Origin of the sequence: Sphingopyxis sp. Geo25, from assembly GCF_949769135.1 — a bacterium.
Classification (GTDB): Bacteria; Pseudomonadota; Alphaproteobacteria; order Sphingomonadales; family Sphingomonadaceae; genus Sphingopyxis.
Window position 1 is genome coordinate 11,272 of sequence record NZ_CATKOZ010000001.1, and the last position, 23,348, is coordinate 34,619.

The 23,348-nt window shown below is 65.5% G+C and carries 20 protein-coding genes; 12 read left to right on the forward strand and 8 right to left on the reverse strand.

All coding sequences use genetic code 11. From position 1 onward, the window contains the following. The first annotated feature begins 99 nt into the window (after positions 1-99). The 3 genes from QOL68_RS00060 (at position 100) to QOL68_RS00070 (ending at position 4,237) form a co-directional block, all read left to right on the forward strand. Positions 100-2,022, forward strand: coding sequence for a TonB-dependent receptor domain-containing protein (locus tag QOL68_RS00060; protein WP_282945793.1), 1,923 nt, complete (start codon positions 100-102; stop codon positions 2,020-2,022). Continuing rightward, positions 2,022-2,918 carry a hypothetical protein gene (locus QOL68_RS00065; RefSeq protein ID WP_282945795.1) on the forward strand — a complete coding sequence of 299 codons (897 nt, stop codon included), beginning with the start codon at positions 2,022-2,024 and terminating at the stop codon, positions 2,916-2,918. Before QOL68_RS00060 ends, QOL68_RS00065 begins: the two co-directional genes overlap by 1 nt. Before the next feature lie 335 nt (positions 2,919-3,253). Then, positions 3,254-4,237: a serine hydrolase domain-containing protein gene (locus QOL68_RS00070; RefSeq protein ID WP_282945797.1), complete on the forward strand. Its 984-nt coding sequence runs from the start codon at positions 3,254-3,256 to the stop codon at positions 4,235-4,237. Between the two features lie 376 nt (positions 4,238-4,613). On the opposite strand, the gene QOL68_RS00075 is transcribed toward QOL68_RS00070, so the two are convergent. Then, complete coding sequence (locus QOL68_RS00075) at positions 4,614-6,113, reverse strand: serine hydrolase domain-containing protein (protein WP_282945800.1); 1,500 nt, start codon at positions 6,111-6,113, stop codon at positions 4,614-4,616. 338 nt (positions 6,114-6,451) lie between these two features. Then, positions 6,452-7,366, reverse strand: a complete 915-nt coding sequence (locus QOL68_RS00080; protein WP_282945802.1) for a LysR family transcriptional regulator — start codon at positions 7,364-7,366, stop codon at positions 6,452-6,454. A gap of 132 nt (positions 7,367-7,498) precedes the next feature. Here QOL68_RS00080 and QOL68_RS00085 point away from each other — a divergent pair, with 132 nt between their 5' ends. Further along, positions 7,499-8,029, forward strand: a complete 531-nt coding sequence (locus tag QOL68_RS00085; RefSeq protein ID WP_204992314.1) for a cupin domain-containing protein — start codon at positions 7,499-7,501, stop codon at positions 8,027-8,029. 10 nt (positions 8,030-8,039) lie between these two features. Next, positions 8,040-9,395 (forward strand): MFS transporter, encoded by a 1,356-nt coding sequence (locus tag QOL68_RS00090; protein ID WP_282945806.1) that lies wholly within the window; start codon positions 8,040-8,042, stop codon positions 9,393-9,395. Positions 9,396-9,518: 123 nt separating this feature from the next. On the opposite strand, the gene QOL68_RS00095 is transcribed toward QOL68_RS00090, so the two are convergent. The 4 genes from QOL68_RS00095 to QOL68_RS00110 form a co-directional block, all read right to left on the reverse strand. Next, a complete protein-coding gene (locus QOL68_RS00095; RefSeq protein ID WP_282945808.1) occupies positions 9,519-9,692 on the reverse strand; it encodes a hypothetical protein in 174 nt (57 codons plus the stop codon). Between the two features lie 85 nt (positions 9,693-9,777). Continuing rightward, complete coding sequence (locus tag QOL68_RS00100) at positions 9,778-10,086, reverse strand: ArsR/SmtB family transcription factor (protein ID WP_058456212.1); 309 nt, start codon at positions 10,084-10,086, stop codon at positions 9,778-9,780. Then, a complete protein-coding gene (locus QOL68_RS00105; protein WP_282945814.1) occupies positions 10,083-13,301 on the reverse strand; it encodes an efflux RND transporter permease subunit in 3,219 nt (1,072 codons plus the stop codon). Before QOL68_RS00105 ends, QOL68_RS00100 begins: the two co-directional genes overlap by 4 nt. After that, positions 13,298-14,365: an efflux RND transporter periplasmic adaptor subunit gene (locus QOL68_RS00110; protein WP_282945816.1), complete on the reverse strand. Its 1,068-nt coding sequence runs from the start codon at positions 14,363-14,365 to the stop codon at positions 13,298-13,300. Before QOL68_RS00110 ends, QOL68_RS00105 begins: the two co-directional genes overlap by 4 nt. A 187-nt stretch (positions 14,366-14,552) precedes the next feature. On the opposite strand from QOL68_RS00110, the gene QOL68_RS00115 reads away from it, so the two are divergent. From QOL68_RS00115 to QOL68_RS00145, 7 genes are all read left to right on the forward strand, one after another. Further along, on the forward strand, positions 14,553-15,830 hold the full coding sequence (locus QOL68_RS00115; protein WP_282945818.1) for an NAD(P)/FAD-dependent oxidoreductase: 1,278 nt from the start codon (positions 14,553-14,555) through the stop codon (positions 15,828-15,830). Positions 15,831-15,845: 15 nt separating this feature from the next. After that, positions 15,846-16,049 carry a YgaP family membrane protein gene (locus QOL68_RS00120; RefSeq protein WP_137865763.1) on the forward strand — a complete coding sequence of 68 codons (204 nt, stop codon included), beginning with the start codon at positions 15,846-15,848 and terminating at the stop codon, positions 16,047-16,049. Beyond that, positions 16,046-17,308, forward strand: coding sequence for a TolC family protein (locus tag QOL68_RS00125; RefSeq protein WP_282945821.1), 1,263 nt, complete (start codon positions 16,046-16,048; stop codon positions 17,306-17,308). Before QOL68_RS00120 ends, QOL68_RS00125 begins: the two co-directional genes overlap by 4 nt. A 17-nt stretch (positions 17,309-17,325) precedes the next feature. Further along, positions 17,326-18,249 carry an MBL fold metallo-hydrolase gene (locus tag QOL68_RS00130; protein WP_282945823.1) on the forward strand — a complete coding sequence of 308 codons (924 nt, stop codon included), beginning with the start codon at positions 17,326-17,328 and terminating at the stop codon, positions 18,247-18,249. Positions 18,250-18,260: 11 nt separating this feature from the next. Then, positions 18,261-19,061, forward strand: a complete 801-nt coding sequence (locus QOL68_RS00135) for a sulfite exporter TauE/SafE family protein (RefSeq protein WP_282945825.1) — start codon at positions 18,261-18,263, stop codon at positions 19,059-19,061. Between the two features lie 62 nt (positions 19,062-19,123). Next, entirely contained in the window at positions 19,124-19,792 is a 669-nt protein-coding gene (locus QOL68_RS00140; RefSeq protein ID WP_282945827.1) for a peroxiredoxin, read from the forward strand. Next, positions 19,789-20,136, forward strand: a complete 348-nt coding sequence (locus QOL68_RS00145; protein WP_282945829.1) for a metalloregulator ArsR/SmtB family transcription factor — start codon at positions 19,789-19,791, stop codon at positions 20,134-20,136. The genes QOL68_RS00140 and QOL68_RS00145 overlap by 4 nt, the downstream gene beginning before the upstream one ends. A 9-nt stretch (positions 20,137-20,145) precedes the next feature. On the opposite strand, the gene QOL68_RS00150 is transcribed toward QOL68_RS00145, so the two are convergent. After that, on the reverse strand, positions 20,146-21,726 hold the full coding sequence (locus tag QOL68_RS00150) for an amino acid ABC transporter ATP-binding/permease protein (protein WP_282945831.1): 1,581 nt from the start codon (positions 21,724-21,726) through the stop codon (positions 20,146-20,148). Beyond that, positions 21,723-23,339: an ABC transporter ATP-binding protein/permease gene (locus QOL68_RS00155; RefSeq protein ID WP_282945834.1), complete on the reverse strand. Its 1,617-nt coding sequence runs from the start codon at positions 23,337-23,339 to the stop codon at positions 21,723-21,725. The genes QOL68_RS00150 and QOL68_RS00155 overlap by 4 nt, the downstream gene beginning before the upstream one ends. Positions 23,340-23,348: the final 9 nt, after the last annotated feature.

Sequence of the window (23,348 nt, forward strand, 5' to 3'; positions counted from 1 at the left end):
CCAGGTCGCATCCAATTTCGGCCGTCAACTCGAGCTCGCTAGGAAAATCCGGACACCAGGGAAGTTGCCCCTTGATGGCCATTCGTCCGGAGATTCTTGATGTTTCGCAGCCCCGTCCAATTCTTCGCCGCCGCAACGCTGGCTGCGCTTCCGACCGGTGCGCTTGCACAGCGTGCGGACGACAATGCCACCACCAAGGCGGAGGACGCCTTCGGGACATCGATCGGCGGCGAGCAGATCGGCATCTACAATCCCAATTATGTGCGCGGCTTCTCGGCGGCCGAGGCAGGCAACATCCGCCTTGAGGATCTCTATTTCGATCAGCAAGCGAGCTTTACCGAGCGCCTGATCGGCGGGCTACAGATGCGGGTCGGATTGTCAGCGCAAAGCTACCCCTTTCCCGCGCCGACCGGCATTGCGGATTATGGATTGCGAAAACCGGGGCAGCGACCGCTCGTCAGCCTGTCCGGACGATTTGGCCCCTTCAAGACGACCGCGGTTGAAGTCGATGCCCAGATCCCGATCGGCGACGATTTTGCACTCGGCGTGGGGTTCGGCGCCATCGCAGACCGCACGCATACAGGTGGTCGGGCCCAATATCGTACCGGCGCCCTGATTGGCCGATGGCAACCCGCCGACGGAATCGAGATCGTGCCTTTCTGGAGCCGAATGCAGATTGACGCGGAGGATCAGCAGCCGATCCTGCTCGCGGGCGGCGATTATTTGCCGCCCAGGATCAAGCGGGCGAAGCCCCTCGGACAAAGCTGGGCGACCAATGCAGGGCGCGCCGACAATTTCGGTTTGGGGGCGAGCGCCGATCGAGGCGACTGGACGCTCAAGGCAGGTCTCTTCCGCTCTGAACTCGACCTTGATCGATCGCATACGCAGCTGTTCCTCAACGTGCAGCCGGACGGCGGAGCCGATGAAATCGTTGTCGTTGAGCCGGGACGCTTCGCGGGATCGACGAGCGGCGAGTTGAGACTTAGCCGGAGTTTCTCTGATGGACCGCGCTATCATGCAATACATGCTTCTTTCAAAGGACGCATGCGAGACCGGCGATACGGCGGCAGCGAGGCGGTCGCCATCGGGACGCACGACATCGAGAGTCCGGTCATATTCGCTGAACCGACGCTTCTGTTCGGGCCGCAAACGCGTGACGAAGTGCGCCAGTGGACCGCCGGGCTCGCCTACGAGGGGCGGTGGAAGGGCGTCGGAGAACTCAGTGTCGGGTTGCAGAAGACCTCATATCGCAAGCGGCTTCTCGAACCTGGCGAGATGCCGGTGACGACGACGGATAGTCCGCTCCTCTTCAACGCCACCACCGCCATTTACGTGACCGATGCGGTCGCCCTCTACGGAAGTTTCACGCAGGGCTTGGAGGAGAGTCCGGTTGCGCCGGGCGTGGCCGTCAATCGCGACGAGGCGCCGCCGGCGCTTCGCACCCGGCAGTTCGATGCCGGCGTTCGGTGGTCGGCGACACCATCGATTCGGCTGGTCGCAGGTGTATTCGAAGTCACCAAACCGTTCTTCTCGCTCGATTCCGCCCGGGTCTTCCAGCAATTGGGGACCGTACGGCATCGCGGCGCCGAATTCTCCCTCTCGGGCCAGATTGCGCCTGGTCTGACCGCCGTACTGGGAACCGCACTGATCGACGCTCGGCTCTCGGGAGACGCGGTCGACAAGGGCCTGGTCGGAAAAAAGCCTTTGGCGAGCTTTGGCCGGCTTTCGACTGCGGTCTTCGATTACCGCCCTCCTTTCGCAAAGGCCTTATCGGTCGACCTGATAGTCGAGAGCACCTCGGACCGTATCGCCAGTACCGATGGGAAGCTCGTCATTCCGGCGCGAGCGATCGCGTCGATTGGAGGACGATACCGGTTCCATATCGGTAAGGCGCCAACCACGCTTCGGGCACAAGTTGCAAATATCGGCAACAAGTTCGGCTGGGCCAACGGGCAGAGCGGTATCTATCTGTATAATTTCCCTCGTCGGTTCACCCTGACGCTCACGAGCGACATCGGATAATGGGCGCGCAAGACAAATTCAGCGTCCTGCCTTGCTGGGGCCTTCATGCAGTGATTGGCCTCGCCCTCGTGTTTCAACCGCTTTCGGCACGGGCACAGGAGATCCCGATCGTGCAAAGCGGCGCGGAGGGGCGATTCGAACGGCAGATAGACGGCAAGGTCAGCATTGCCGGGGTGGACCGCGCAATGTTAGCAAGGTTTCGCGGCGCGATTGACAGGCTTATTGCCCAACTGGCCGCCATGCCCTCGGTAAGCGCCCCGCCGGCACCTGTTTGCCACCGCCTCATGAGTTTCGTCGAAGTGACTCGCCCACATGGCGTTTTGAGTGGATCGGTCTCCGTTCTCAGTCCGATCTCCTTTGCTGCTGGCCGATGCCACCGGATGACGGGAGGCGGCGTCGAAGTGATCATGAACCGGATGGACGCCGCCTTCGAAACGTCGCGGGCTCATATGTCCGACGTGGAAAATGGCCGCGCAAACTGGTTCATCATGGGACCCGAGGTCTCGGGGAACATCGTACGGCTGCCCAACGGAACCATAGTTATTACCAATGGGAAGCCGATTCTGACCCCCGTCTCGGCGCGTCGCTACCGCGCTGAGCACGAGAAGAGATTCGGTCCGATGAAGGGTGTTCTGACTGAGCAGACAGCCGGGAAGCAAGCCTGCCTCGATGAATCGATCTGGTCGATTGATCCCGCCGCTGACTGCCCACCCGCCCGCCGGATATGGGAGGCGAACCCCGACTATTTTGACGCCGCTCGAGTCGGCGACGTTCAACTGTTGGTCCTGCGTACCCCGCAAGGTCCCTATCACGGCGAGAGCGAGGCAAGATATCAGGCCCGCAAAACAATCTGGGCGTCGATCGATCTTGACGGTCTGGCTGAGCAGGTTCGCTGAATGAAGGGAGGCGAGGCACCATGTTCAAGCTCTCAGGACGGTATGGACGCCAAGGATACGAAGTACGGGAACCGGCGCGTAACTTGATGGGCCGAGACTTACAGCTTCCTGCAGTCCCCCAGAGCAGGGAGCGCCGGCGGCACCCAGTGCCGCCGGCAACCGAATATGAGCGAGCCTCTGAATGGCCACGGCCGCATCAGCAGCTGCGCCGACTTTTCATCATCTGCTTCGCGATAATTGAGCTTGCGACTTGGGCGGGTGAGGCACAGGCCGTCGAACCTAGCAGCGTCGACCGCAGCGAGCGGGATGGAACGGCCGCGGCATTGTCCGCACCTATGGCGATCTATATTCTGAGCGACGATGGGCATAAAGTCCTCGCGAATGGAATGGCGGGTACGGAAGCCGGCCAATCTCTAGGTATCCACACGCCCGTTCGTATCGCTTCCAATACGAAAACATTTACAGCGGCGACCGTCCTCCGACTTTGGGAGACGGGGCGAGTTGATCTCGACGCGCCGATAGCCGCTCTCGTCGCACCGGAACTCGACCGCTTGCTGAGGTCGGATGGCTACGACCCCGATCGAATTACAGTACGTCAATTATTGAGTCACAGCGCTGGACTTTTCGATCACGCCAGTGACCCGCGATTTGCCGAAACCTTTATGGCCGATCCCGGACGCGTTTGGACTCCGTCTGACCTCTTAGGGCTAATGACCGAATATGGTGATCCGCGGAGCGTACCCGGAATAGAGTTCAGTTATTCGGACGATGGCTATATCCTGCTCGGCAATATCATCGAACGCATTACCGGCAAATCGCTGGCTTCGGCAGTTCGTGAGGAGCTTGGCTTTTCTCGCATCGGGGTGCTCGACACATGGTGGGAAATTCTGGAAGAGCCGCCCGCCGGCGTCGTTCCTAGGACCCGTCAGTGGATCGGGAATCGTGAGGTAACGAACGTTCACGCCTCCGTCGATCTCTTTGGAGGTGGGGGCTTGCTAATGTCGGCGCGCGACATGGCGATATTCTGGAAGGCGCTCTTCGAGGGCAAGATATTTGCTCAACCCGGTACCCTCGATGAGATGCTGCGGCAGGGATCACATAAAGGCTCTGATCGCTACCGGCTGGGAATGTTCGCCGAACAATTCAATGGCCGAACATTCTACTGGCACAGCGGGTTTTGGGGAACTTATGCACTTTACGATCCGGCCACTCGGACAGCAGTAGCCGGAGTAACGACGCAGCAGTTGGCCTTTCGAGATTTGGTGGCCATCGCGCGTAGGCAGGTGCAAGGGCTTGAGAGCCAAGGGACTGAACATTAGGCGCCACGGTTTAACGACCGCTAATTGAAACTCCTCTCCATTGGCTGCCTGACCGCTGTCGGCCAATAGTTCAGGTCGTCGCTACGGCATGTCGAAGGTCGGGCGCGGTCGCCGATATTACGTTCGTCCAAACGGTTGATGGCATGGCGCCAAAAAAAAGACGCCCGCGCGATCGAAACCGTGCGGGCGTCAGATGAAGATCTCTGTGTTCCTGAAAGGAAGAGCTCTCCTGAGTCGCACGACGCGGATAGCGTCGCGGGCCGACCGATAATTGTACGGCAGCGCCAAAAGATGCCCGCAAGCTCAAGCCGACGCCGGCTTGCGTGTTATTTCAGCCAGACACTGGGGGGCGCCCAATCGGCATATATTGCGTTATTCAATCTGTTCGCTCAGCGATGTTAGAGCCGCCGCCGAAGCTGAGCTTGACCGCGCTGGCGCGCGGTTCGGACGGTGACAGTGCTTCGATGGTCATGACGCTGTCAGGTGAGAAGAGCTTGCCCTCCGTCTCGGGCAGCAAGCTGCGTCCGACATGGCCTTCGCGCGCCCACACCAACTCACCGTCCGAATTACGTGTGATGCTGAAGCGCTCAGCGGGAAAGTCCCGGAGGCGGTAGGTGCCGACGAACCGCTCGATGATCGGGCCGGAAAGGGGCAGCGCTGCGCGGGCGGGAAGTTTGTTGGCGGCGGGCCAGCGATAGACGTCGCTGATCGCGCGCATGACCTCGTTGATGAGCCAGCCGCCGTCATAGCCGTTGGTCATGACGACCGCGCCTTGGCAGCTGTCCGGATAGATGATGAACATCGAGGTAAAGCCGACATTCTTCCCGGTATGACTGATCTGGCGCGCACCGTCGGTTGGGCCGAGGTCCACGCCCAAACCCCAATTGCCGGGTCCGCGCGTCATGAGCTGGGCCGCGGCATCCTTCCCAATGATCGCACCGGACTCGCCGCGCACCGAACGCGCGAGGCCGATCGCGAAGCGGCCGAGGTCGCTCGGTGTCGACCAAAGCCCGGCGGGCGCCATTTCAGGATAGACACGCCATTTGCCCGGCAGGGGCGAACCGTCAGCACTCGTACCTTGAGCCGATGGAGTCCCATTGGCATCTGAAGGCGGCTGCTCGAAGCTGCTGCTCGCCATCGCGAGCGGTTCCAGCACGAACTCGTGCATCAGCGGCGCGAATTCTTTCCCCGTCGCCTCGCCCATGAGTGCCTGGGTGACGATGTAGCCGCCGCCCGAATAATTCCAGCGGCTGCCGGGGTTGCTCTCGACGACGATGGCGGGCGTATTTGCCGGCGCTTCGCCGCGCAGGATCTGTGCCAGCGTCGGCCGAGGTTCGCCGGGCAGGTAGCCTTTCATTCCCTCGAGATTTGTGCCCGCCGTATGACTCAGCAACTGCCGAAGCGTGACGGGGCCGCGCGCCTTGTCGTAAGACCAGCCCTTCATCTGAAGCTGCACGTCTCCATCGAGCGAAAGCGTGCCGCGCTCGACCAGGCGTAACGCCCCAATCGCAGTGACGGATTTGCTGATTGAACCTGCCTGGAACCGTGTCTCGGGAGTAACCGAGGGCCCGTCCCACATCGTCGAGCCGAACCCTCGCGCATCGACGATGCGGCAATCCTCGATAACCGCAACGCTCAGCCCCGGGACGCGATAATGTGCCATGCGCGCGGCGAGCTCGAAGCGCCGGCTTTCGGCACCCTCGATCGTGACGGTGCGTCGAAGCGCGCGTTCGAAAGGCAGAGGCGTGCTTTCCTCCGCCGATACAGCGGCAGCAGATGCGGCGACCGCCAGCGCGGCCAGGAGGCTCGTGGTTCTGTGGGCAATCTTTGTCAGAGACCAAGGGAAGGCGGGAATCGGTACAGCTGTTTTGGACATGGAAGATCCTTTGCGGTCGTTGCCGACCGCATTCGTGCGGAATTGAAAAGCGGGGAGTGAGCGCGCTGCTAGGGCGCGGCAAGCTTGCCGCGGAAGGAGGTTATGAGCTCGAAATTGAGCCCGGCAGGGAACGCCGTCTGGTCGAAGGTCGCCATCACCAAGGGCGCTAACAATCTGCTTTTCACAATGATGAGCGTCCCTCCCTGCGCCTGGCGATCGATCCAGTTACGAGCACCCCCGGTTCCGGGCGGTGTGGCCTCAATATCGCCTCCTCCGGAACGGCGGAAGCTGCATCATTTGCATTTGCTTCGTGCGTCCGACGCCATGTTCCGCTTCTCCTAGATCCCCAGCGGTCCGCGAAAGGCGGTTTCACAGGCTTGCCGGACCAGCTGGCGCAGCCAGCGGTGCGCGGCGTCGCCTTCCATGCGCGGGTGCCAGAGCAGCGATATCGTGAACGGCTCGGTCTCTACGGGCAGCGTGAACGTTGTCATCCCGCCTCGAAGACCCGCGGTGTGCCGCTCGGGAACCGTGGCGATAAGGTCCGATCCCTTGGCCAGCGCTAGTGCGGCGGCAAAGCCGTCGACGGTTGTGACGATCGTCCGCGCGAGGCCGAGCATATCGAGCTTCCCGTCGATCCCGCCTAGATCGAGCCCTTGCCGTGTCACTAATACATGGCGACCTTCGGCATAGCGCTCGGCGGTCATGTTGCCCTTGGCCAGAGGATGCCCGGCGCGAACGACGCCGACATAGCGATCGACGAACAGCGACTGCGCGCGCACCTCGGGGCCGATCGCGCGTCCGACGACGCCCGTCTCGAGGTCGATGTCTCCCTCGCGAAGACCCGCGCTGTCCTTGTCCAGCTTGCGGATGAAGCGGATGCGAACATGCGGCGCTTCCTCGGCAACCTGCTGAATCAAGAGTGGGCCGATCGACTCGGCGAACCCGTCGCTCGTCCTGAGCACGAAGGTCCGGTCGAGGCGGTAGAGATCCACCGTGTCCGCGGGTCGCAGAACTGCGCGGGCATCCTCGACGAGCCGGTGGACTTCGTCGCGCATCGCTTCGGCGCGGGGCGTTGCGACCAGCCCGCGACCGGCGCGCACAAGAAGCGGGTCGCCGGTCACCGTCCTGACGCGGGCGAGGGCACGGCTCATCGCGGAGGGGCTGAGGCCGAGCTTGCGTCCAGCGCCGGCAACACTGCCCTGCTGAAGCAGCGCGTCCAAGGTGAACAGCAGATTGAGGTCGGGACCGCCCATAGGGTCGGCCTTACCATAGGCTGTCTCTCGGACATAGCGTCAAGCGCAAAGATTGATTGCAAATGCTGCGTCTTCCGCCATGCCCTTGGCGGTCTATTTTCGGTCTCGACATCAACGAGACAGGAATGTGAGATGACCCAAACAGCCCTCGATCTTTTCGCCGGACGCGTTCGCGACAACTGGGGGCCGCTAACCTCCGGGCTGATTGCCGATTGCAGCGCGCGCCTGACCGAGCTGCTTCAGACGCCGCGGACCGAGGCGTGGCTCGCAGACCTGTGCCACGAACGTCCCGAGAGCCGCGAGCTCTTTCGCGATCCGGTGCATGGCTTCGTCCTGCTCGCGCACACCGAGGCCGACGGGCGCTATCGCGTTCCGCACGATCATGGGCAGAGCTGGGTCATCTATGGTGTCCTGCACGGTGAAATGGAGATGGGAACCTACGCGCGCGTCGATGAGCCGGGCAAAGGCGCGCGTCTAGTGAAGCGAGGATCGACGATCGTTCGGCCCGGGAATGTGCAGGTCTATCTTCCCGGCGATATCCACGACACGCTCTGCGTCAACGGGCCAGCGATCCAGTTCCGCTTTACGGCCCGCGATCTCCGCCACGATACCACCATGGTCCGCTACGCCGATGTCGGCGGGACCTGGGTTCCTGCGGCCTGAGGCCGTCATTGTGCCGACGATCTCCGTCCCGCCGAGCGGTATGCGCCGACGGGCTGCCATCGCCAGCGTTCTTGCGGCGATGGCGGCAGCGGTGCTCGATGCGTCCAGCATCAACATCGCGCTCCCTTCGATCGCGCATGCGCTTGATGTCGAGCCATCGCTCGCGGCCTGGCTGGTGATCGCGTATCAGGGAGCGCTCGTCGCAGGCTTGTTGCCGCTAGCCGCGATCGGCGAGCGCTTCGGCTACCGTTCAACCTTTGTCGCCGGCTCCGCCTTGTTCGGCCTCAGCGCCGTGGCGTCCGCCATGGCTCCCAGCATCGTCTTGCTCGTCATCTTCCGAATCCTGCAGGGGATTGGTGCTGCGTCCATCATGGCGTTGGGCGTGGCGCTGCTTCGCCAGACCGTCGCTGAGGAAGAGTTTGGCAAGGCGATCGGCTGGAACGCGATGACGGTTGCACTCCTGTCTGCGGCGGGACCAACGATCGGCGCGTTATTGCTTGATCTGGGGAGCTGGCGTTTCGTGTTCGCTGGTAGCGCGCTTTTGGCGGGTGTGGCGCTGGTGGCCGCGCGCGGGCTGCCGTCCCATCGCCAAGAGCGCAAGCCGCTCGATGCCATCGGCATATTGGCTTACGCCGGGGTCGTTCCCGCTTTCGTGGTTGCGGCCGGACTTGCCCGCTTATCGGTTCCTCTCGGTGCTTTGGTTTTGATGGCGGGCGTGACCGGCCTCGGGGTTTTTGTCCGGCGCGACGTTCGGCGAGCGTCGCCATTTCTTCCGCTGACGCTCTTTCGGTCACCCAGCTTTACGCGATCGGTCCTCGCGTCGGTGGCCTGCTTTACGGCCCTGGGCCTGGCGCTGCTGATCCTGCCCTTCGCGTTGCACGACCGGCTCGGGCTAACGGCCCGTGCCACTGCCCTTATGATGACCCCGTGGCCGCTCGCGGTGCTTTTGACCACGCCGTTTACCGCTCGGCTTCTTGATCGCATTCATCCGGCGCGGCTGTGCGCCGTCGGAGCATTGGTGTTGGCGTGCGGGTTGGCGGCCCTGGCTGCGGCCCCGCTCGCCTTCAGCGTTCCGGTGTATATATCGGGCATTATCCTCTGCGGAATCGGGTTCGGGCTATTCCAGACCCCCAATAATCGCACGATGTTTCTTGCCGCGCCCGCTGACCGGGCCGCCTCGGCTGGAGGGGTTCAGGGGACTGCCAGGCTTGCGGGCCAAGTTACAGGGGCGCTGATTGCGTCGATTTTGCTTTCCGTCACTCCCGTCGGAGCAGCGGCTTCGATCGCTTTTGGTGTCGCTGCGCTTGCTGCCTTCGCGTCCGCGGGGATCATCCAATCGAACGATAGGGCGAAGGTCAGCGATTGACCCTACCGGCTCCAGAAGCAGACTGACCGTAGACGGCCACCAGTTCAGCTAATATCGAATGGCGCTACGCCGCAATTGAAAGCGGAGGCGCCGTCTCGACCTCGATCACCGCGAACATTTCACCTAGCTTTGCTCGGGCGCGAAGTCGCCGCCACCGCGCAGCAGGAAGGCCGTGTTTTCGGGATAAGTGTCGATGGGAAGGCCGCGAATCTTGAATCCATGTCCCTTCGGCACGCGATCGCCAACTGTGTGGGCGGTGGCGGCCGGAGTCAAAAGGGTACGAGTCGCGGCTTTCATGGCCCGGATTTAGCAGGCGGGTCGGGAGCCCCTTATCAGGACTGTTACGTATGCGTGGTGAGCCTGGGCCGGATACTCTTGCCGGCTATGCTGCGCTGCATGCCTCGCATAGCGCTGCGATGATCCGCTGCATCTTCGGGTCCGCCAATGTGTAGTATCGCGTTTGTGCCTCGCCGCGCAGCGATACGATTCCCTGTTTCCGGAAGCGCGCCAGGTGCTGCGAAACCGCCGACTGAGAAAGCCCTGAAATCTCGGTCAGTTCGCCGACCGATACCTCGCGCTCGTCCATCTGGCACAGCATCAGCAGACGCTCGGGGTTCGCGAGCAGCTTCAAATAACCCGCCATGTCATGCGCATCGCGCTTGAGGATCGAAAGGTCGGTCGGCTTTGTCATGGAGAGCGGCTTCCTTCGCGGCCATCGTCGCGCAGGACGATGTAGATCGCGGGAATAACCAGCACGGTCAGCAGTGTCGAGGAGGCAAGCCCGAACAGCAGCGAGATGGCAAGCCCTTGGAAGATCGGGTCGGTCAGGATCGTCGCGGCGCCGATCATCGCCGCCGCCGCGGTCAGCACAATCGGCTTGAAGCGGATCATCCCGGCTTCGAGCAAGGTATCGCGCAGCGGCTTGTCGGGATTTTTCGCATGATTGATGAAATCGACGAGCAGGATCGAGTTGCGCACGATGATCCCGGCGAGTGCGATAAAGCCGATCATCGAGGTCGCGGTGAACGGCGCACCGAACAGCATATGCCCGAGCACGATGCCAACGAGCGTCAGCGGAATCGGCGTCAGGATGACGAGTGGGATCTTGAAGTTGCGGAACTGCCCGACGACGAGCACATAGATCGCGAGCAGCGCGACCATGAAGGCGGCACCCATGTCGCGGAAGGTCACCCAGGTAATCTCCCACTCGCCGTCCCACAGCAAAGTGGGCACCGCTTCATTCTCGGGCTGCCCGTTGAAGCGGATGACGGGTTTTTCCATCCCGTGCGCCTTCCAGTCGAACGCCTCGATCGCATCGTCGACCGCGAAGATGCCATAGATCGGCGCCTCATAATCGCCCGCCAGCTCGGCGGTGACCATGTCGGCGGCGCGGCCGTTGCGGCGGAACAGCGCGGGCGAGCCGGCTTCCTTGCGCGCCTCGACGATCTCGCCCAGTTGCACGAGCCGGCCGCCCGGCCCCATGCTAGCGACCGGGGTCGCGGCGAGGCTGGCGCTCCACGTCCGCTGCGCCTGATCGAGCGCGACGCGGATCGGGAGCGGGTCGCGCCCCTGCCCCCGCGGCGCGTAGCCGACGGTCTGCCCGTCGAGCAGCACGCCGATGCTGTCGAACAGCTGGCGCTCCGAAATGCCATAGGCGTCCATCCGCGCGCGGTCGGGAACAAGGCGCAGCCGCGGGCGCGGCACCCCGAAGCTGTTGTCGACATCGACAACATAGGGGATGGTGCGGAACAATTTCTCGACCTGCTCGGCGGTTCTGCGGCGGGTCGCCTCATCGGGGCCGTAAATTTCTGCGAGCAGCGTCGCGAGCACCGGAGGCCCGGGTGGCGTTTCGACAACCTTGATCGATGCGCCCGGGGGCAGCAGCAGGGCCTTGTGAAGACGTTCGCGCAGGTCGAGCGCGATCGCGTGGCTCGACCGGTCGCGCTCGTCCTTGGGCGCCAGCGTTACCATCACATCGCCCATCTCGGGGCGGTTGCGCAGGAAATAATGGCGCACCAGCCCGTTGAAATTGAAGGGTGCCGAGGTGCCGGCATAGGCTTCCATCGATCGCGCTTCGGGCAATTGCCGCGCAATCGCCGCGGCGGCGTCGAGCGTTCGCTCGGTCGTTTCGAGCGACGTGCCTTCGGGCATGTCGAGGACGAGTTGCACCTCCGACTTGTTGTCGAAGGGCAGCAGCTTCACCGTCACCGCCTTGAAATAGAACATCGAGCAGGCAACGAGCGTCGCGACGCCGACCGCGATCAGGAAACGGCGCGCGCTCTTGCGGTCGCGGATCACATGCCGGGCGACGCGGCCGTAGAGCACTCCGAGCTTGCCGCCGGTCGCATGGTGGTCGTGGCCGTGCGCGAGCGTGTTCCGCGCAAACCGCACCATCAGCCACGGCGCGATGATCACCGCGACAAAAAAGGAAAAGAGCATCGCCGCCGAAGCATTGATCGGGATCGGGGCCATATAGGGGCCCATCAGCCCGGAGACGAAGAGCATTGGCAGTAACGCCGCAACGACGGTCAGCGTCGCGATGATCGTCGGATTTCCGACCTCGGCGACGGCATCGACCGTGGCATCGATGCGGCTGCGGGCGTCGGCCATCGCCCAGTGGCGCGAGATATTCTCGATCATCACGATCGCGTCGTCGACGAGGATGCCGATCGAAAAGATGAGCGCGAACAGGCTGACGCGGTTGATCGTGAAGCCCATCAGGTTCGAGGCGAACATGGTGAGCAGGATCGTCGTCGGGATCACCACCGCGGTCACCGCCGCCTCGCGCCAACCGATCGCAAAGCCGATCAGGATGACGATCGACACCGTCGCCAGGCCGAGGTGGAAGATCAGCTCGTTCGCTTTTTCGTTGGCGGTCTCGCCATAGTTGCGCGTCACCGCGACATCGACCCCGGCGGGAATCAGTGTACCGCGCAGCGCTTCGACCCGCGCGACGACAGCGTGCGAGACTTTCACGGCGTTGGCGCCCGAACGCTTGGCGACGGCGAGGCTGACCGCGGGCGCCATCGCCCAATGTCCGTCTTCGCCCTTCGCCCAGCGCCACGCGCGCGCCTGCTCCTCGGCCGGTCCCTGCGTCACCGTCGCGACGTCGCGCAGATAGACGGGGCTGCCGTTCGCCCCGCGCACGGTGATCGTCGCCAGCTCGGCGGCGCGGCGCACTTTCTGTCCCGCAACCACCGCCGTCGCCGCACCGCCTTCGCGCACCGTGCCGAGGGGAAAACTGCGGTTGGCCTGCGCTGCCGCGTCGATCAGCGCACCGAGCGAGACCCCATGCGCGGCGAGCTTCGCGGGGTCGGGCGTGACGCGAAGCTGTTCCTCCTGCCCGCCCGCGATGAAGGTCAGCCCGACATCGTCGACCTTCGCGACCTCGGTGCGCAGCCGGGTCGCGAGCGCGTGCAGCGCCTGTTCGGTCCATTCGCCGCGCGCGCCGAGTTTCGGCGACAGCGTGAGGACGACGATCGGCACGTCGCTGATCCCGCGCGCCGTCACCTGCGGCGGCTCGATGCCCGCCGGGATTCGGTGCATGTTCGCCGACAAGCGCTCGTTGATGCGCGTCGCGGCATCGTCGGGGTCCGAACCGACCAGAAAGCGCGCGGTGACCATCACCCCGTCATCCTCGGCCTGCGTATAGACATGCTCGACGCCGTCGACGCTTTTGACGATCGTCTCGAGCGGCTTGCCGACCAGTTCGACCGCATCGCTCGCCGACAGGCCGGGGGCGCCGACCATCAGGTCGACCATCGGCACGCTGATCTGCGGCTCTTCCTCGCGCGGGATCGTCAGAATCGCGAGCAGCCCGACAAGGATCGCCGCGAGCAGCATCAACGGCGTCAGCGGGCTCTGGATCGTCGCGCGCGTCAGCCGCCCGGAGATGCCGAGGCTCATGGGCGCGCACCGGCCGACGGTGCGATCAGCGTATCGCCCGTGGCGGCGCCCGAGAGGATTTCGACGCGTGCCGGGTCGTCCGAAGGCGCGATCTGGACCGGCACGCGCGACGCCGAATCCTTGCCGACGCGGATCGTCACATAATCGATGCCATAGCTGGTTTCGACGAAGCGTCTCGGGACGACGAGCGGCTGCCGCTCGCCGGTCGCGACCCGCGCGGTGATCCGGCGGCCGACCATATTGCTCGCAAGCCCCGGCATTTGGACGTCCGCGGCCATCTGCCCACCGGTCACCGAGGGATAGACGCGGCTGACGGTCGCGCGCGGGGCAACGCCCTTTGCACCCTCTGTCAGGCCCGTCGCCAGGACCGAACTTCCGACGCGCACCTTTCCCGCCAATGTTTCGGGAAGTTCGAGTCGCAACACCATCGGCCCCGAGGTGATCGTCGCGATCGATGTGCCGGCCGCGACTGCGGAGCCCGCAGGAACCTGCGCCGTCAGGACGCGCCCTGCCGAGGGAGCGACGACCGCGCCCTGTCCCGCGACCGCGCCGACAGCCGATTGCTGTGCCTTCGCCGCGGCGACCTGCGCGCGCGCGGCGCGCGCCGCGGCCTCGGCCTGATCGAGCCGCGCCTGGGCATAGACGCCGTTGGCGTGGAGATATTTGACGCGTGCCAGTTCGGCCTCTGCCCGCGCGACCTGCGCCTGCGCCGCGGCCGCCTGCGCGCCATAAGCAGCGCCTTCGTAGCCGAGCCTGCTGTCGACGACGCGGCCGATCACTTGTCCCTTGCGGACAAGATCGCCCTCGCGGATGGTCAGGCTTTCGAGGATGCCGGGGATGCGCGCGCGCGCATCGGCCATGTCTACGCTCGTCACCAGCGCGCCGACGTCCTTCCACTCGGTGACCGTCGAAGGCCGAAGGACCAGCGTTTCGCCCTTTGTCTCCACCGCTCGCTCGGCTGGCGGCGGCGCGTTGCCGCCGCACGCCGAAAGCATCAGTGCGAGAGCCGCGAGGCCGGGTGCGGATATTCCCCTATATCGCGGACGGCGGAATGGGCTCAGCATGGCGAAACTCCTCGATTGATCGGCATCCTAGGAGCGGCCGGTAGTTTCAGATATTGCTAATATTACGTATATTGCATATTAGGAAAATCTAATATGGACGTCAATCGAGACTGGCAGGCATAGTCCCGCCTGCCGCTTGGGTGTCGAACCCGAGGGAGTGCTGCCCTGCGGAGCAAGGAGAAAGCGAATGTCGCTTCCGAAGATCGTTGTCTTGGGCGCCGGGCTCGGCGGGACGATCGCGTCCTATGAGATACGCGATGCCGTGAAGGACAAGGCCGAAGTCATGGTCGTCTGCGACCAGGAAAATTACTGGTTTGTGCCGTCCAACCCATGGGTCGCGGTGCGCTGGCGCGAGCCCGAGGCGATTCGCGTCCACCTGCCTCCCGTCATGAAACGCAAGGGCATCGGTTTCACCGCGGTCGGCGCCAGGCGCGTCCACCCCGCCGAAAGCCGGATCGAACTCAATGACGGGTCGTTCGTCGATTATGACTATCTCGTCATTGCAACAGGGCCGAAGCTCGCCTTCGACGAGATCGAAGGCTTCGGTCCCGAGGCGAATACCGTCTCGATCTGTACGACCGATCATGCCGCTGCCGCTGCCAAGGCCTTCGACCGCTTCTGCGAGAACCCCAGCCCGATCGTCGTCGGCGCGGCGCAGGGCGCTTCCTGCTATGGCCCGGCCTATGAATTCGCGCTGATCCTCGACACCGAGCTCAGGCGCCGCAAGATCCGCGACCGGGTGCCGATGACCTTCGTCACCGCCGAGCCCTATATCGGCCACCTCGGGCTCGACGGCGTCGGCGATACCAAGGGCCTGCTCGAAAGCGAGCTGCGCGATCGCCACATCAAATGGATCACCAATGCGCGCGTCGCGAAATTCGAGCCCGGCATGGCGCATGTCGAGGAAGTCGCAGCGGACGGCAGCGTCAAGGCGAGCCATGATCTGGCCTTCGGCTATGCCATGCTGCTGCCCGCCTTTCGCGGCGTCGATGCGGTGTTCGGGATCGACGGGCTGACCAACCCGCGGGGTTTCATCCTCGCCGACAAGCATCAGCGCAATCCGACCTTCATCAACATCTATTCGCTCGGCGTCTGCGTCGCGATACCGCCGGTCGGCCCTACGCCGGTGCCCGTCGGAGTGCCGAAGACAGGCTTCATGATCGAATCGATGGTCGCCGCGATCGCGGAGAATCTGAAGCTCGAACTCGCGGGGCAGCCGCCGCTGCACGAGGCGACGTGGAACGCTGTCTGCCTCGCCGATTTCGGCGACGGCGGCGTCGCCTTCGTCGCGCAGCCGCAAATCCCGCCGCGTAACCTCAATTGGTCGGCGTCGGGCAAATGGGTCCATCTCGCGAAGATCGGCTTCGAGAAATATTTCCTGCGCAAGGTCCGCAAGGGCGAAAGCGAGCCCTTCTACGAAAAGCTGGCGATGCACGCGCTGGGAATCCGCAAGCTCCGCTTCTGACGAAAGGAAAATGGGATGAATCTCGATCGTGCCGTGCTGCGCTTCGCCGGTTTTGTCGTCCTGCTGGGGGTTTGCCTCGCGTGGTTCGTTCATCCATACTGGATCGCGCTCGCCGCCTTTGCCGGGCTCAATCTGATCCAGGCAAGCTTTACCGGCTTTTGCCCCGCCGCGATGCTCTTCAAGCGGCTCGGGCTGCGCGCGGGCGCCGCCTTTCGGTGAAGCGCGCAACTGTCCTGATCGCGGTGAATCTCGCAGCTTTCGCGCTGGCGCACGGGGCGAGGGCGCAGGATCTGGCGACGGCGATCGCCGACACGCGCGCGCATTCGCCCGAGCTCGTCGCGGCCGAAGCCGACGCCGGCGCCGCCGAGGCGAGGGTTGCGCAGGCGCGCGCGGCGGCGGGTCCGACCGCGCGGATCGAAGGCAGCATCGGTTATGGCCGGCTTGATCCCGGCGGCTATTTCGGCCTGTCGGCCGACGATGTGACGCCGAGTGCGGTCCAGTTCGTCGGTGAATATCCGCTCTATGCCGGCGGACGGATCGCCTCGGCCCTCGATCAGGCGGTCGCGGGCCATCGCGCGGCAAAGATCGGCGCGGACATGGCGCGGCAGAATCTGACGCTCGCGACGGTGTCGAGCTATGCCGAGGTAATCACGGCACGCGACCTGGTCGCGAGTTATGCCGCGCTGGTCGCCGCGCTCGACGAGATCGTGCGCCACGCCGCGCTGCGCTACGATGTCGGCGACGCAGCGAGCAGCGAGGTCGCGCAGGCGAGGGCGCGCCGCGCCGAAGGACAGGCGGGCCTCGTTCAGGCGCAGGGCCGGCTTGCGGTAGCCGAGGCACGGTTGGAACGGTTGACCGGCAAAACTGTCGGCGTGCTCGCTGCGCTGCCGCCGCGCCCCGAAGTTCCCGCATCGCTCGGCGAGGCCGTCGACGCGGCGATCGCTGCAAATGCGATGCTTGCCCAGGCCGGCGCGGCGGTCGATGGTGCCGACGCCGGCGTGCGTGCGGCCAAGGCCTCGAACCGCCCGACGATCGGCGTCTTTGCCGAGGGAGCGCGCGTGCGCGACCAATTCTTTCCCGATTACCGCGCTGACAGCATGACCGTCGGACTGCGCGGCCGCTGGACCTTTTTCGACAGCGGCGCGGGCGGCGCGCGTGTGCGCGAGGCCGAGGCGCAGCAGTCGGCAAGCGCGGCGCGGCTGCGGCAGGCGCGCGACGAGGTGACGCAGGCGGTGATCGAGGCGTGGAGCGGCCTCGAAAGCGCCGAGCGCGGACTGGAAGCTGCGCGCGAAGGCGATATAGCTGCGCGCGAGGCGCTGCGCGGCACGCGGCTCGAAGTGCGCTCGGGGGCCCGGCCGCCGCTCGCCGAGCTCGACGCCGAGCGCGAGGCGATCGCGGCGACTGCGCGCCTTGCCGAGGCGAGGGCGGCGGTGCAGGTCGCGGCATGGCGGCTGCGACTCCTGTGCGGGATCGAATGAAAAGCGAAGGACTGCCGATGACCGACCTCCACCGCGATACGGCGGCCGCGACGATCGAAACCGCGCGGCGCGCCCGCCACACTCCCATCGTCCGGACTTTCTTCGACGACGCGACCTTCACGGCGACGCACGTCGTCCACGACCCTGCGACGCGGAGGGCGGCGATCATCGACTCTGTGCTCGATTTCGACCAGGCGTCGGGCCGGACGAGCCATGGCTCGGCCGATGCGATCGTCGACTATGTCGGCGCCGAGGGGCTGAGCGTCGAATGGCAGATCGAAACCCACGCCCACGCCGATCACCTGTCGGCGGCGCCTTATTTGCAGGAAAAACTGGGCGGCCGGATTGCGATCGGACGGCATATCAGAACCGTGCAGACGATGTTCGGCGAGATCTTCAACGAAGGCGAGCGTTTTGCACGCGACGGATCGCAGTTCGACCGGCTGATGGCCGACGGAGACACCTTCAGGGTTGGTGAAATCGACGGCATCGTACTCCACACGCCGGGCCATACGCCCGCATGCATGGCGTGGATCATCGGAGATGCGCTGTTCACCGGCGACACCCTGTTCATGCCCGACTATGGCACCGCGCGCGCCGACTTTCCGGGCGGCGACGCGCGCACGCTCTATCGATCGATCCGCCGCTTGCTGTCGCTTCCGGGCGAGACACGCGTCTTCCTGTGCCATGATTACAAGGCGCCGGGACGCGACAATCATGCGTGGGAAACGACGATTGCCGCCGAGCGCAGCGCGAACGTCCACGTCCATGACGGTGTGAGCGAGGACGTCTTCGTCGCGATGCGCGAGGCGCGCGACAGGACGCTGGCGATGCCGAAGCTGATCCTGCCGTCGGTACAGGTCAACATGCGCGGCGGTCGCCTGCCCGAGCCCGAGAGTAACGGCACACGCTACCTCAAGCTGCCGCTCGACATTCTCTGAGCGCTGGCGCGATGCCCGATCCCGCGACGCTCGATCTCGCGCAGATGACCCTCGGCGCGCTGTCGGGTGTGCTCGTCGGCTTCACGCTTGGACTGGTCGGCGGCGGCGGGTCGATTCTTGCAGTGCCGCTGATGATCTATCTGGTCGGCGTGCCGCAACCGCATGTTGCGATCGGCACCGCGGCGCTGGCCGTGGCTGCCAACGCCGCGGCCGGTCTGGCCAACCATGCGCGCGCCGGCCATGTCCGCTGGCCGTGCGGGTTGACTTTTGCCGGCGCCGGTATCGTCGGCGCGCTTGCGGGATCGACACTCGGTAAAAGCTTCGACGGCGACAGGTTGCTCCTTCTCTTCGCGCTGCTGATGATTGTCATCGCGGTGGTGATGCTGCGCAGGCGCGGACGGACAGGCGATCCAATGGTGCGAATCAGCCGCGAAAACGCCCCGCGATTGCTCGGCTACGGCCTTGGCAGCGGAGCGTTCAGCGGCTTTTTCGGAATCGGCGGCGGCTTTCTGATCGTGCCCGGCATCGTTGCCGCAACGGGCATGCCGACGATCAATGCGGTCGGCACCTCGCTCGTCGCGGTCACCGCCTTCGGGCTGACGACGGCCGCCAACTATGCCTGGTCGGGGCTCGTCGACTGGCAGCTGGCCGGGCTGTTTATCGCCGGCGGCGCGCTTGGGAGCTGGCTCGGCCTGAAGGGTGCGCAGCGCCTGTCGGAGCACAGCGGGCGGCTCGACACGATCTTCGCGCTACTCGTGCTCGCAGTCGCCGCCTATATGCTCTACCGGGGTGCGGGCGCGATTCCGGGCTGATTTCGAGCATTCATTTACACGATATCGTGAAATATATATATCAGGTCGGCAAAGGATGTCCCGTGCCCGACAGCAACGCCTCTCGCCCCGAACCCCGACCGCTTCGCATCGGCGACATGGCGCCCGATTTTGTCGCTCGCAGCACAGCCGGAACGCTGCGGCTCAGCGACTATCGCGGCAGGTGGCTGCTCTTCTTCTCGCACCCCGGCGATTTCACGCCCGTGTGTACGAGCGAATTCGTCGCGATCGCGCGCGCGGCCGATCGGTTCGCCGCGCTCGGCTGCGAATTGCTCGCGCATTCGGTCGACAGCCTCTTTTCGCACCTCGGCTGGATCCGCGCGATCCACGACGATCTGGGCGTCGCGATTCCCTTCCCGGTGGTTGAGGACAGTTCGCTTGAGATCGCCCATGCATTCGGTATGGTCGATCCGGCGTCGAACAACGCCGCATCGGTCCGCGCCGCCTTTTTCATCGATCCCGACGGCGTGATCCGCGCACTCACCATCTACCCGCTGTCGGTCGGGCGATCGGTCGCCGAGTTGCTGCGCACTATCGCGGCGCTTCAGCGCACCCACGACGGCGCGGCGATGACGCCCGCCGACTGGATGCCCGGCGAGGATATCCTGCTGCCCCCCGCGCTGCTCGCCAGGGAGGCACTGGCGGTGAAAGGCACAACCGGCTGGTTCTATCAACTCGCGAAGGACCGGCCGACCAAGGCCGGGGCGCCATGACCGACGGTGCCGATACAGACGACGTCCTGGTCGAATTGCTTCGTGTCCTCGCGCATCCGGTACGCCTGAAGCTCGTCTTCGCGATCCGCGAGCAGGAGCTAGCGGTCGGCCAGATCGAAAGCGCTACCGGTATCGGCCAGCCGCTGCTCAGCCAGCAACTCGGCGTGCTGCGCAAGGCCGATATCGTCGACACGCGGCGCGAGGCTAAGCAGATCTTCTATCGGCTGCGGCCCGAGGCGCTGGTACCGATCCGCGTGCTTGCCGACCGCCTGGGCGACCGCGCGGCGCCGCTGCCCGCCGGTGGCGACGCAAGCGCGGCCCATTTCGCGCGTATCCTGCGCTAGGATCCTGCCCTAGAGCCGCAAGCGACGGCTCACGAGGCCGAGCATCGCCGGTCGGTGGCTGACCAGGATCAGGCCGGTACCAGTCCTTTCCAGCCATGTGCCAAGATTGCCGGCCAGCCGCGCTTCGGTGGGGGCATCGAGCCCCTCACTCGGCTCGTCCAGCAGGAGCCAGGGGCGTCCCGCGAGCAGCGCCCGTGCGAGCGACAGGCGCTTTCGCTGGCCACCCGACAGCCGCGCGCCATCGTCGCCGAGCCAGCAATCGAGCCCGCCGGGCAGCGCCGCGACGACATCGTCGACGCAAGCGAGCGACAGCGCCTCCGCCATCGCGGCGCGGCCGAGCCCGGGCCGCGCGAGCGAAAGGTTGTCGGCAACGCTCCCCGCGATCATCGCGGCGTCCTGCGCGGCGAGCGCGAACAGGATGCGGCGGGTGGCGAGTGGCAGCCGCGCGGCCGGGACGTCGCCGATCGCGACCGGCTCGGGCGCGTCGTCGCGCAGGCCGGCGAGCGTTTCGAGGATCCGCGTCTTGCCGCTGCCCGACGCGCCCGTCAGGGCGACGCGTGAGCCGGGCTCGATCAAGTGACGCGCGCCGTGGAGCGTGATCTCGATCTTGCGGTCGCTCGGCACGGGATACTCCCGCGGCGTTCCCGGTTCCGGAAACATCGCGTCGAGCCGCGCACGCGCACCGCGGCTCTTCCAGCGCTGGAGGTCGAGCCGGATAAAGGCGCCGGCGATTTCCATCGCGGCCGCGGCGGCCAGCGCCGCGAGCGCAACGAGCGGCGGACTTGCGGTCGACGCCGCGATCACGCCCGCGACCGCGCCGCCGGTCAGCGCCCAATGCACGACGCCGATGGCGGCGTCCGTCCGCGCCAGCGCGACGCGCGCGGTGTGGAGCGGCGTCCCGGCATCGGCGAGTGCGGCGCGGACGTCGGAACCGAGCCCATAGACGATAAGGTCGTCGCCGCCCGATGCCATGCCGACATAGCTCTGCTTGAGCCGTCCAAGCGCGGCACTTTCGGCCGCGAGCGCGGGGGCGATGCTGCGGGCGCCGATGGTGCGCGCGACGAGCGCGCTGCCGATCGCCGCAACGAATAATATGACAGCGGGAGCGATGCCGGCCAGCAGGACGAGCGCGCACGAGCCCGTCAGCGTCGCGACTCCCGACGGGACGAGCGTGGTGCGGAGCAGGGCCTCTTCCAGCGTCTGCACATCCTCGCCCAGCCGCGCTGCGACATCGCCGCGCGCGCGGATCAGCGCAGCGGACGGCGGTGCGGCGACAAGGCGCGCAAACAGGCGTGTGCGCACCTCGGCGAGTGCGAACAACATCGCCTGATGGCTGAAGAGCCGCTCGCCATAGCGCGACAGCGTGCGCAGGATCGCGAGCGCGCGGATCGCGGCGCTGGGGACCAGATAGTTGAACGCCTTGACCGCCGCGGCCCCGGCCAGCCCGGCGATCGCCGCGCCGGTCAGGAACCACCCCGACATCGCGAGCATGGCAACGGCAGCCAGCGCCGCGAGCGCGGCTGACGCCATGCCGAGCAAGATGGCGCGGCGCTGTCCGCGTCGCGCGGCGTGAACGAGGTCGTCGATCATGCCAGCTCCACGACGCTGTCGGCGATCGCGGCGAGCCGTGGGTCGTGCGTCGCGACGATCAGCAGCCGCGTTTCGGCGGCGCCTTCGAGCAGCGCGACGACGCCATCGGCGTTTTCGGCGTCCAGATCGGCTGTCGGCTCGTCGAGCAGCAGGATCGGGCGCGGCGCGAGCAGCGCGCGCGCGAGTCCGATGCGCCGCCGCTCGCCACCCGACAATCCGCTGCCGCGATCGTCGATCGCCCAGTCGAGCCCGCTGCCACGCGCCGCGATCAGCGCATCCAGCCCGAGCGTGTCGAGCAAAGCCAACGCCTCGTGCTCGCTCGTTCCCGATTGATCGAGCAACAGATTGCGACGCAGCGTATCGGGCAACAACAGCGCCCGCTGACCCGCCCAGCCGCAATGCGGCGCGATCGCGGCGGGATCGAGGGCGACCTCGTCCATTCGCATCTCCCCCGTCTCGATCGCCACCTGGCCGATCAGCGCGCGCAGCAGGCTGGTCTTCCCCGATCCGCTCGGCCCCATGATCAGATGCAGGCCGGGACCGTCCCATCCGGCGGTCACCGGACCGATCGCGGCGCCTTCCGGATGCCGAACGACGAGGCTGGAGAGCGCGAGCCGTGCGGCATGTTTCGGTGTATCGATAGACGTGGGGGCGGGCGGCAAGCTCTCCAGTCGCATGGCGATGGCCGCCATCGCCGCCACGCCCTGCTGCTTTTCGTGATAAGCGGCCGCGAGCCGGCGCATTCCGACATAGAATTCGGGCGCAAGTGCAAGGACGAAAAAGGCGCGCGCGAAATCGAGGCGTTCCGGCGCCGCGAACGGGAGCAGGCCGAGCAGCGAAAAGCCGCAATAGACCGCGACGAGCGCGACCGCGAGCGCGCTGAAGAATTCGAGAATCGCACTGGAAACGAAGGCGACGCGCAGTACGCCGAGTGTGCGGGTGGCAAGATCCTGTGCCGCCACGCCGATATGCCGCGTCACGCGATCCTCAGCGCCGCAGGAGAGGATCAGCGGCAGCGTGCGTACGCGATCGACGAACAGCCCGCCGAGCCGCGACAGCGCGCCAAGCTGGTCTTCGCTCGCACGGTGAGCAGCACCGCCCGCAAGAGCCATGCCGATGGCGAAGGGGATGAGCGTCGCGAGCAGGATCGCCGCCGCGACCCAGCTGGCAGGGAAGGCCGCCAGCGCCACCAGCAACGGCGAGAGCATGGCCGCCCGGCGAAGCGGGAGGAAGCGCCCGACATAAAGTTCGATCCGGTCCACACCCGCGACGATAAGTTCGGCATCCTCGCCGGCGAGCCGCCCGCGCCCGGCGGCGCTTGCGATCAGCGCCGGAGCGAGGCGCGCACGCGCCGCGTCGGCGATCGCCATGCCGTGCCGCAACCCGGTCGTCATCGCCCCCGCTTGCGCCAGTCCCCGCAGCGTTGCTGCTGCGACGAGCAGAAGAATCCAGATCGCTGCATCGTCTCGCCCTGTTTCCGTGACGATCGGCGCGAGCAACCGCGTCAGCGCCAGGGCGAAGATTATCGCGGCCGCCGTATCGCCAAGCCACGCGACAACCGCTCCGGAGCACGCCCGAACGCTTTCAGGTGAGACATTCTGACCGATTGACATTTTGCTTAT

What these genes read in the sequence shown, in the direction of transcription:
- QOL68_RS00060 (WP_282945793.1), top strand. Translation starts at nt 100, where the DNA reads ATGTTTCGCAGCCCCGTCCAATTCTTCGCCGCCGCAACGCTGGCTGCG.
- QOL68_RS00065 (WP_282945795.1), top strand. Translation starts at nt 2,022, where the DNA reads ATGGGCGCGCAAGACAAATTCAGCGTCCTGCCTTGCTGGGGCCTTCAT.
- QOL68_RS00070 (WP_282945797.1), top strand. Translation starts at nt 3,254, where the DNA reads ATGGCGATCTATATTCTGAGCGACGATGGGCATAAAGTCCTCGCGAAT.
- QOL68_RS00075 (WP_282945800.1), bottom strand. Translation starts at nt 6,113, where the DNA reads ATGTCCAAAACAGCTGTACCGATTCCCGCCTTCCCTTGGTCTCTGACA.
- QOL68_RS00080 (WP_282945802.1), bottom strand. Translation starts at nt 7,366, where the DNA reads ATGGGCGGTCCCGACCTCAATCTGCTGTTCACCTTGGACGCGCTGCTT.
- QOL68_RS00085 (WP_204992314.1), top strand. Translation starts at nt 7,499, where the DNA reads ATGACCCAAACAGCCCTCGATCTTTTCGCCGGACGCGTTCGCGACAAC.
- QOL68_RS00095 (WP_282945808.1), bottom strand. Translation starts at nt 9,692, where the DNA reads ATGAAAGCCGCGACTCGTACCCTTTTGACTCCGGCCGCCACCGCCCAC.
- QOL68_RS00100 (WP_058456212.1), bottom strand. Translation starts at nt 10,086, where the DNA reads ATGACAAAGCCGACCGACCTTTCGATCCTCAAGCGCGATGCGCATGAC.
- QOL68_RS00105 (WP_282945814.1), bottom strand. Translation starts at nt 13,301, where the DNA reads ATGAGCCTCGGCATCTCCGGGCGGCTGACGCGCGCGACGATCCAGAGC.
- QOL68_RS00110 (WP_282945816.1), bottom strand. Translation starts at nt 14,365, where the DNA reads ATGCTGAGCCCATTCCGCCGTCCGCGATATAGGGGAATATCCGCACCC.
- QOL68_RS00115 (WP_282945818.1), top strand. Translation starts at nt 14,553, where the DNA reads ATGTCGCTTCCGAAGATCGTTGTCTTGGGCGCCGGGCTCGGCGGGACG.
- QOL68_RS00120 (WP_137865763.1), top strand. Translation starts at nt 15,846, where the DNA reads ATGAATCTCGATCGTGCCGTGCTGCGCTTCGCCGGTTTTGTCGTCCTG.
- QOL68_RS00130 (WP_282945823.1), top strand. Translation starts at nt 17,326, where the DNA reads ATGACCGACCTCCACCGCGATACGGCGGCCGCGACGATCGAAACCGCG.
- QOL68_RS00135 (WP_282945825.1), top strand. Translation starts at nt 18,261, where the DNA reads ATGCCCGATCCCGCGACGCTCGATCTCGCGCAGATGACCCTCGGCGCG.
- QOL68_RS00145 (WP_282945829.1), top strand. Translation starts at nt 19,789, where the DNA reads ATGACCGACGGTGCCGATACAGACGACGTCCTGGTCGAATTGCTTCGT.
- QOL68_RS00150 (WP_282945831.1), bottom strand. Translation starts at nt 21,726, where the DNA reads ATGATCGACGACCTCGTTCACGCCGCGCGACGCGGACAGCGCCGCGCC.
- QOL68_RS00155 (WP_282945834.1), bottom strand. Translation starts at nt 23,339, where the DNA reads ATGTCAATCGGTCAGAATGTCTCACCTGAAAGCGTTCGGGCGTGCTCC.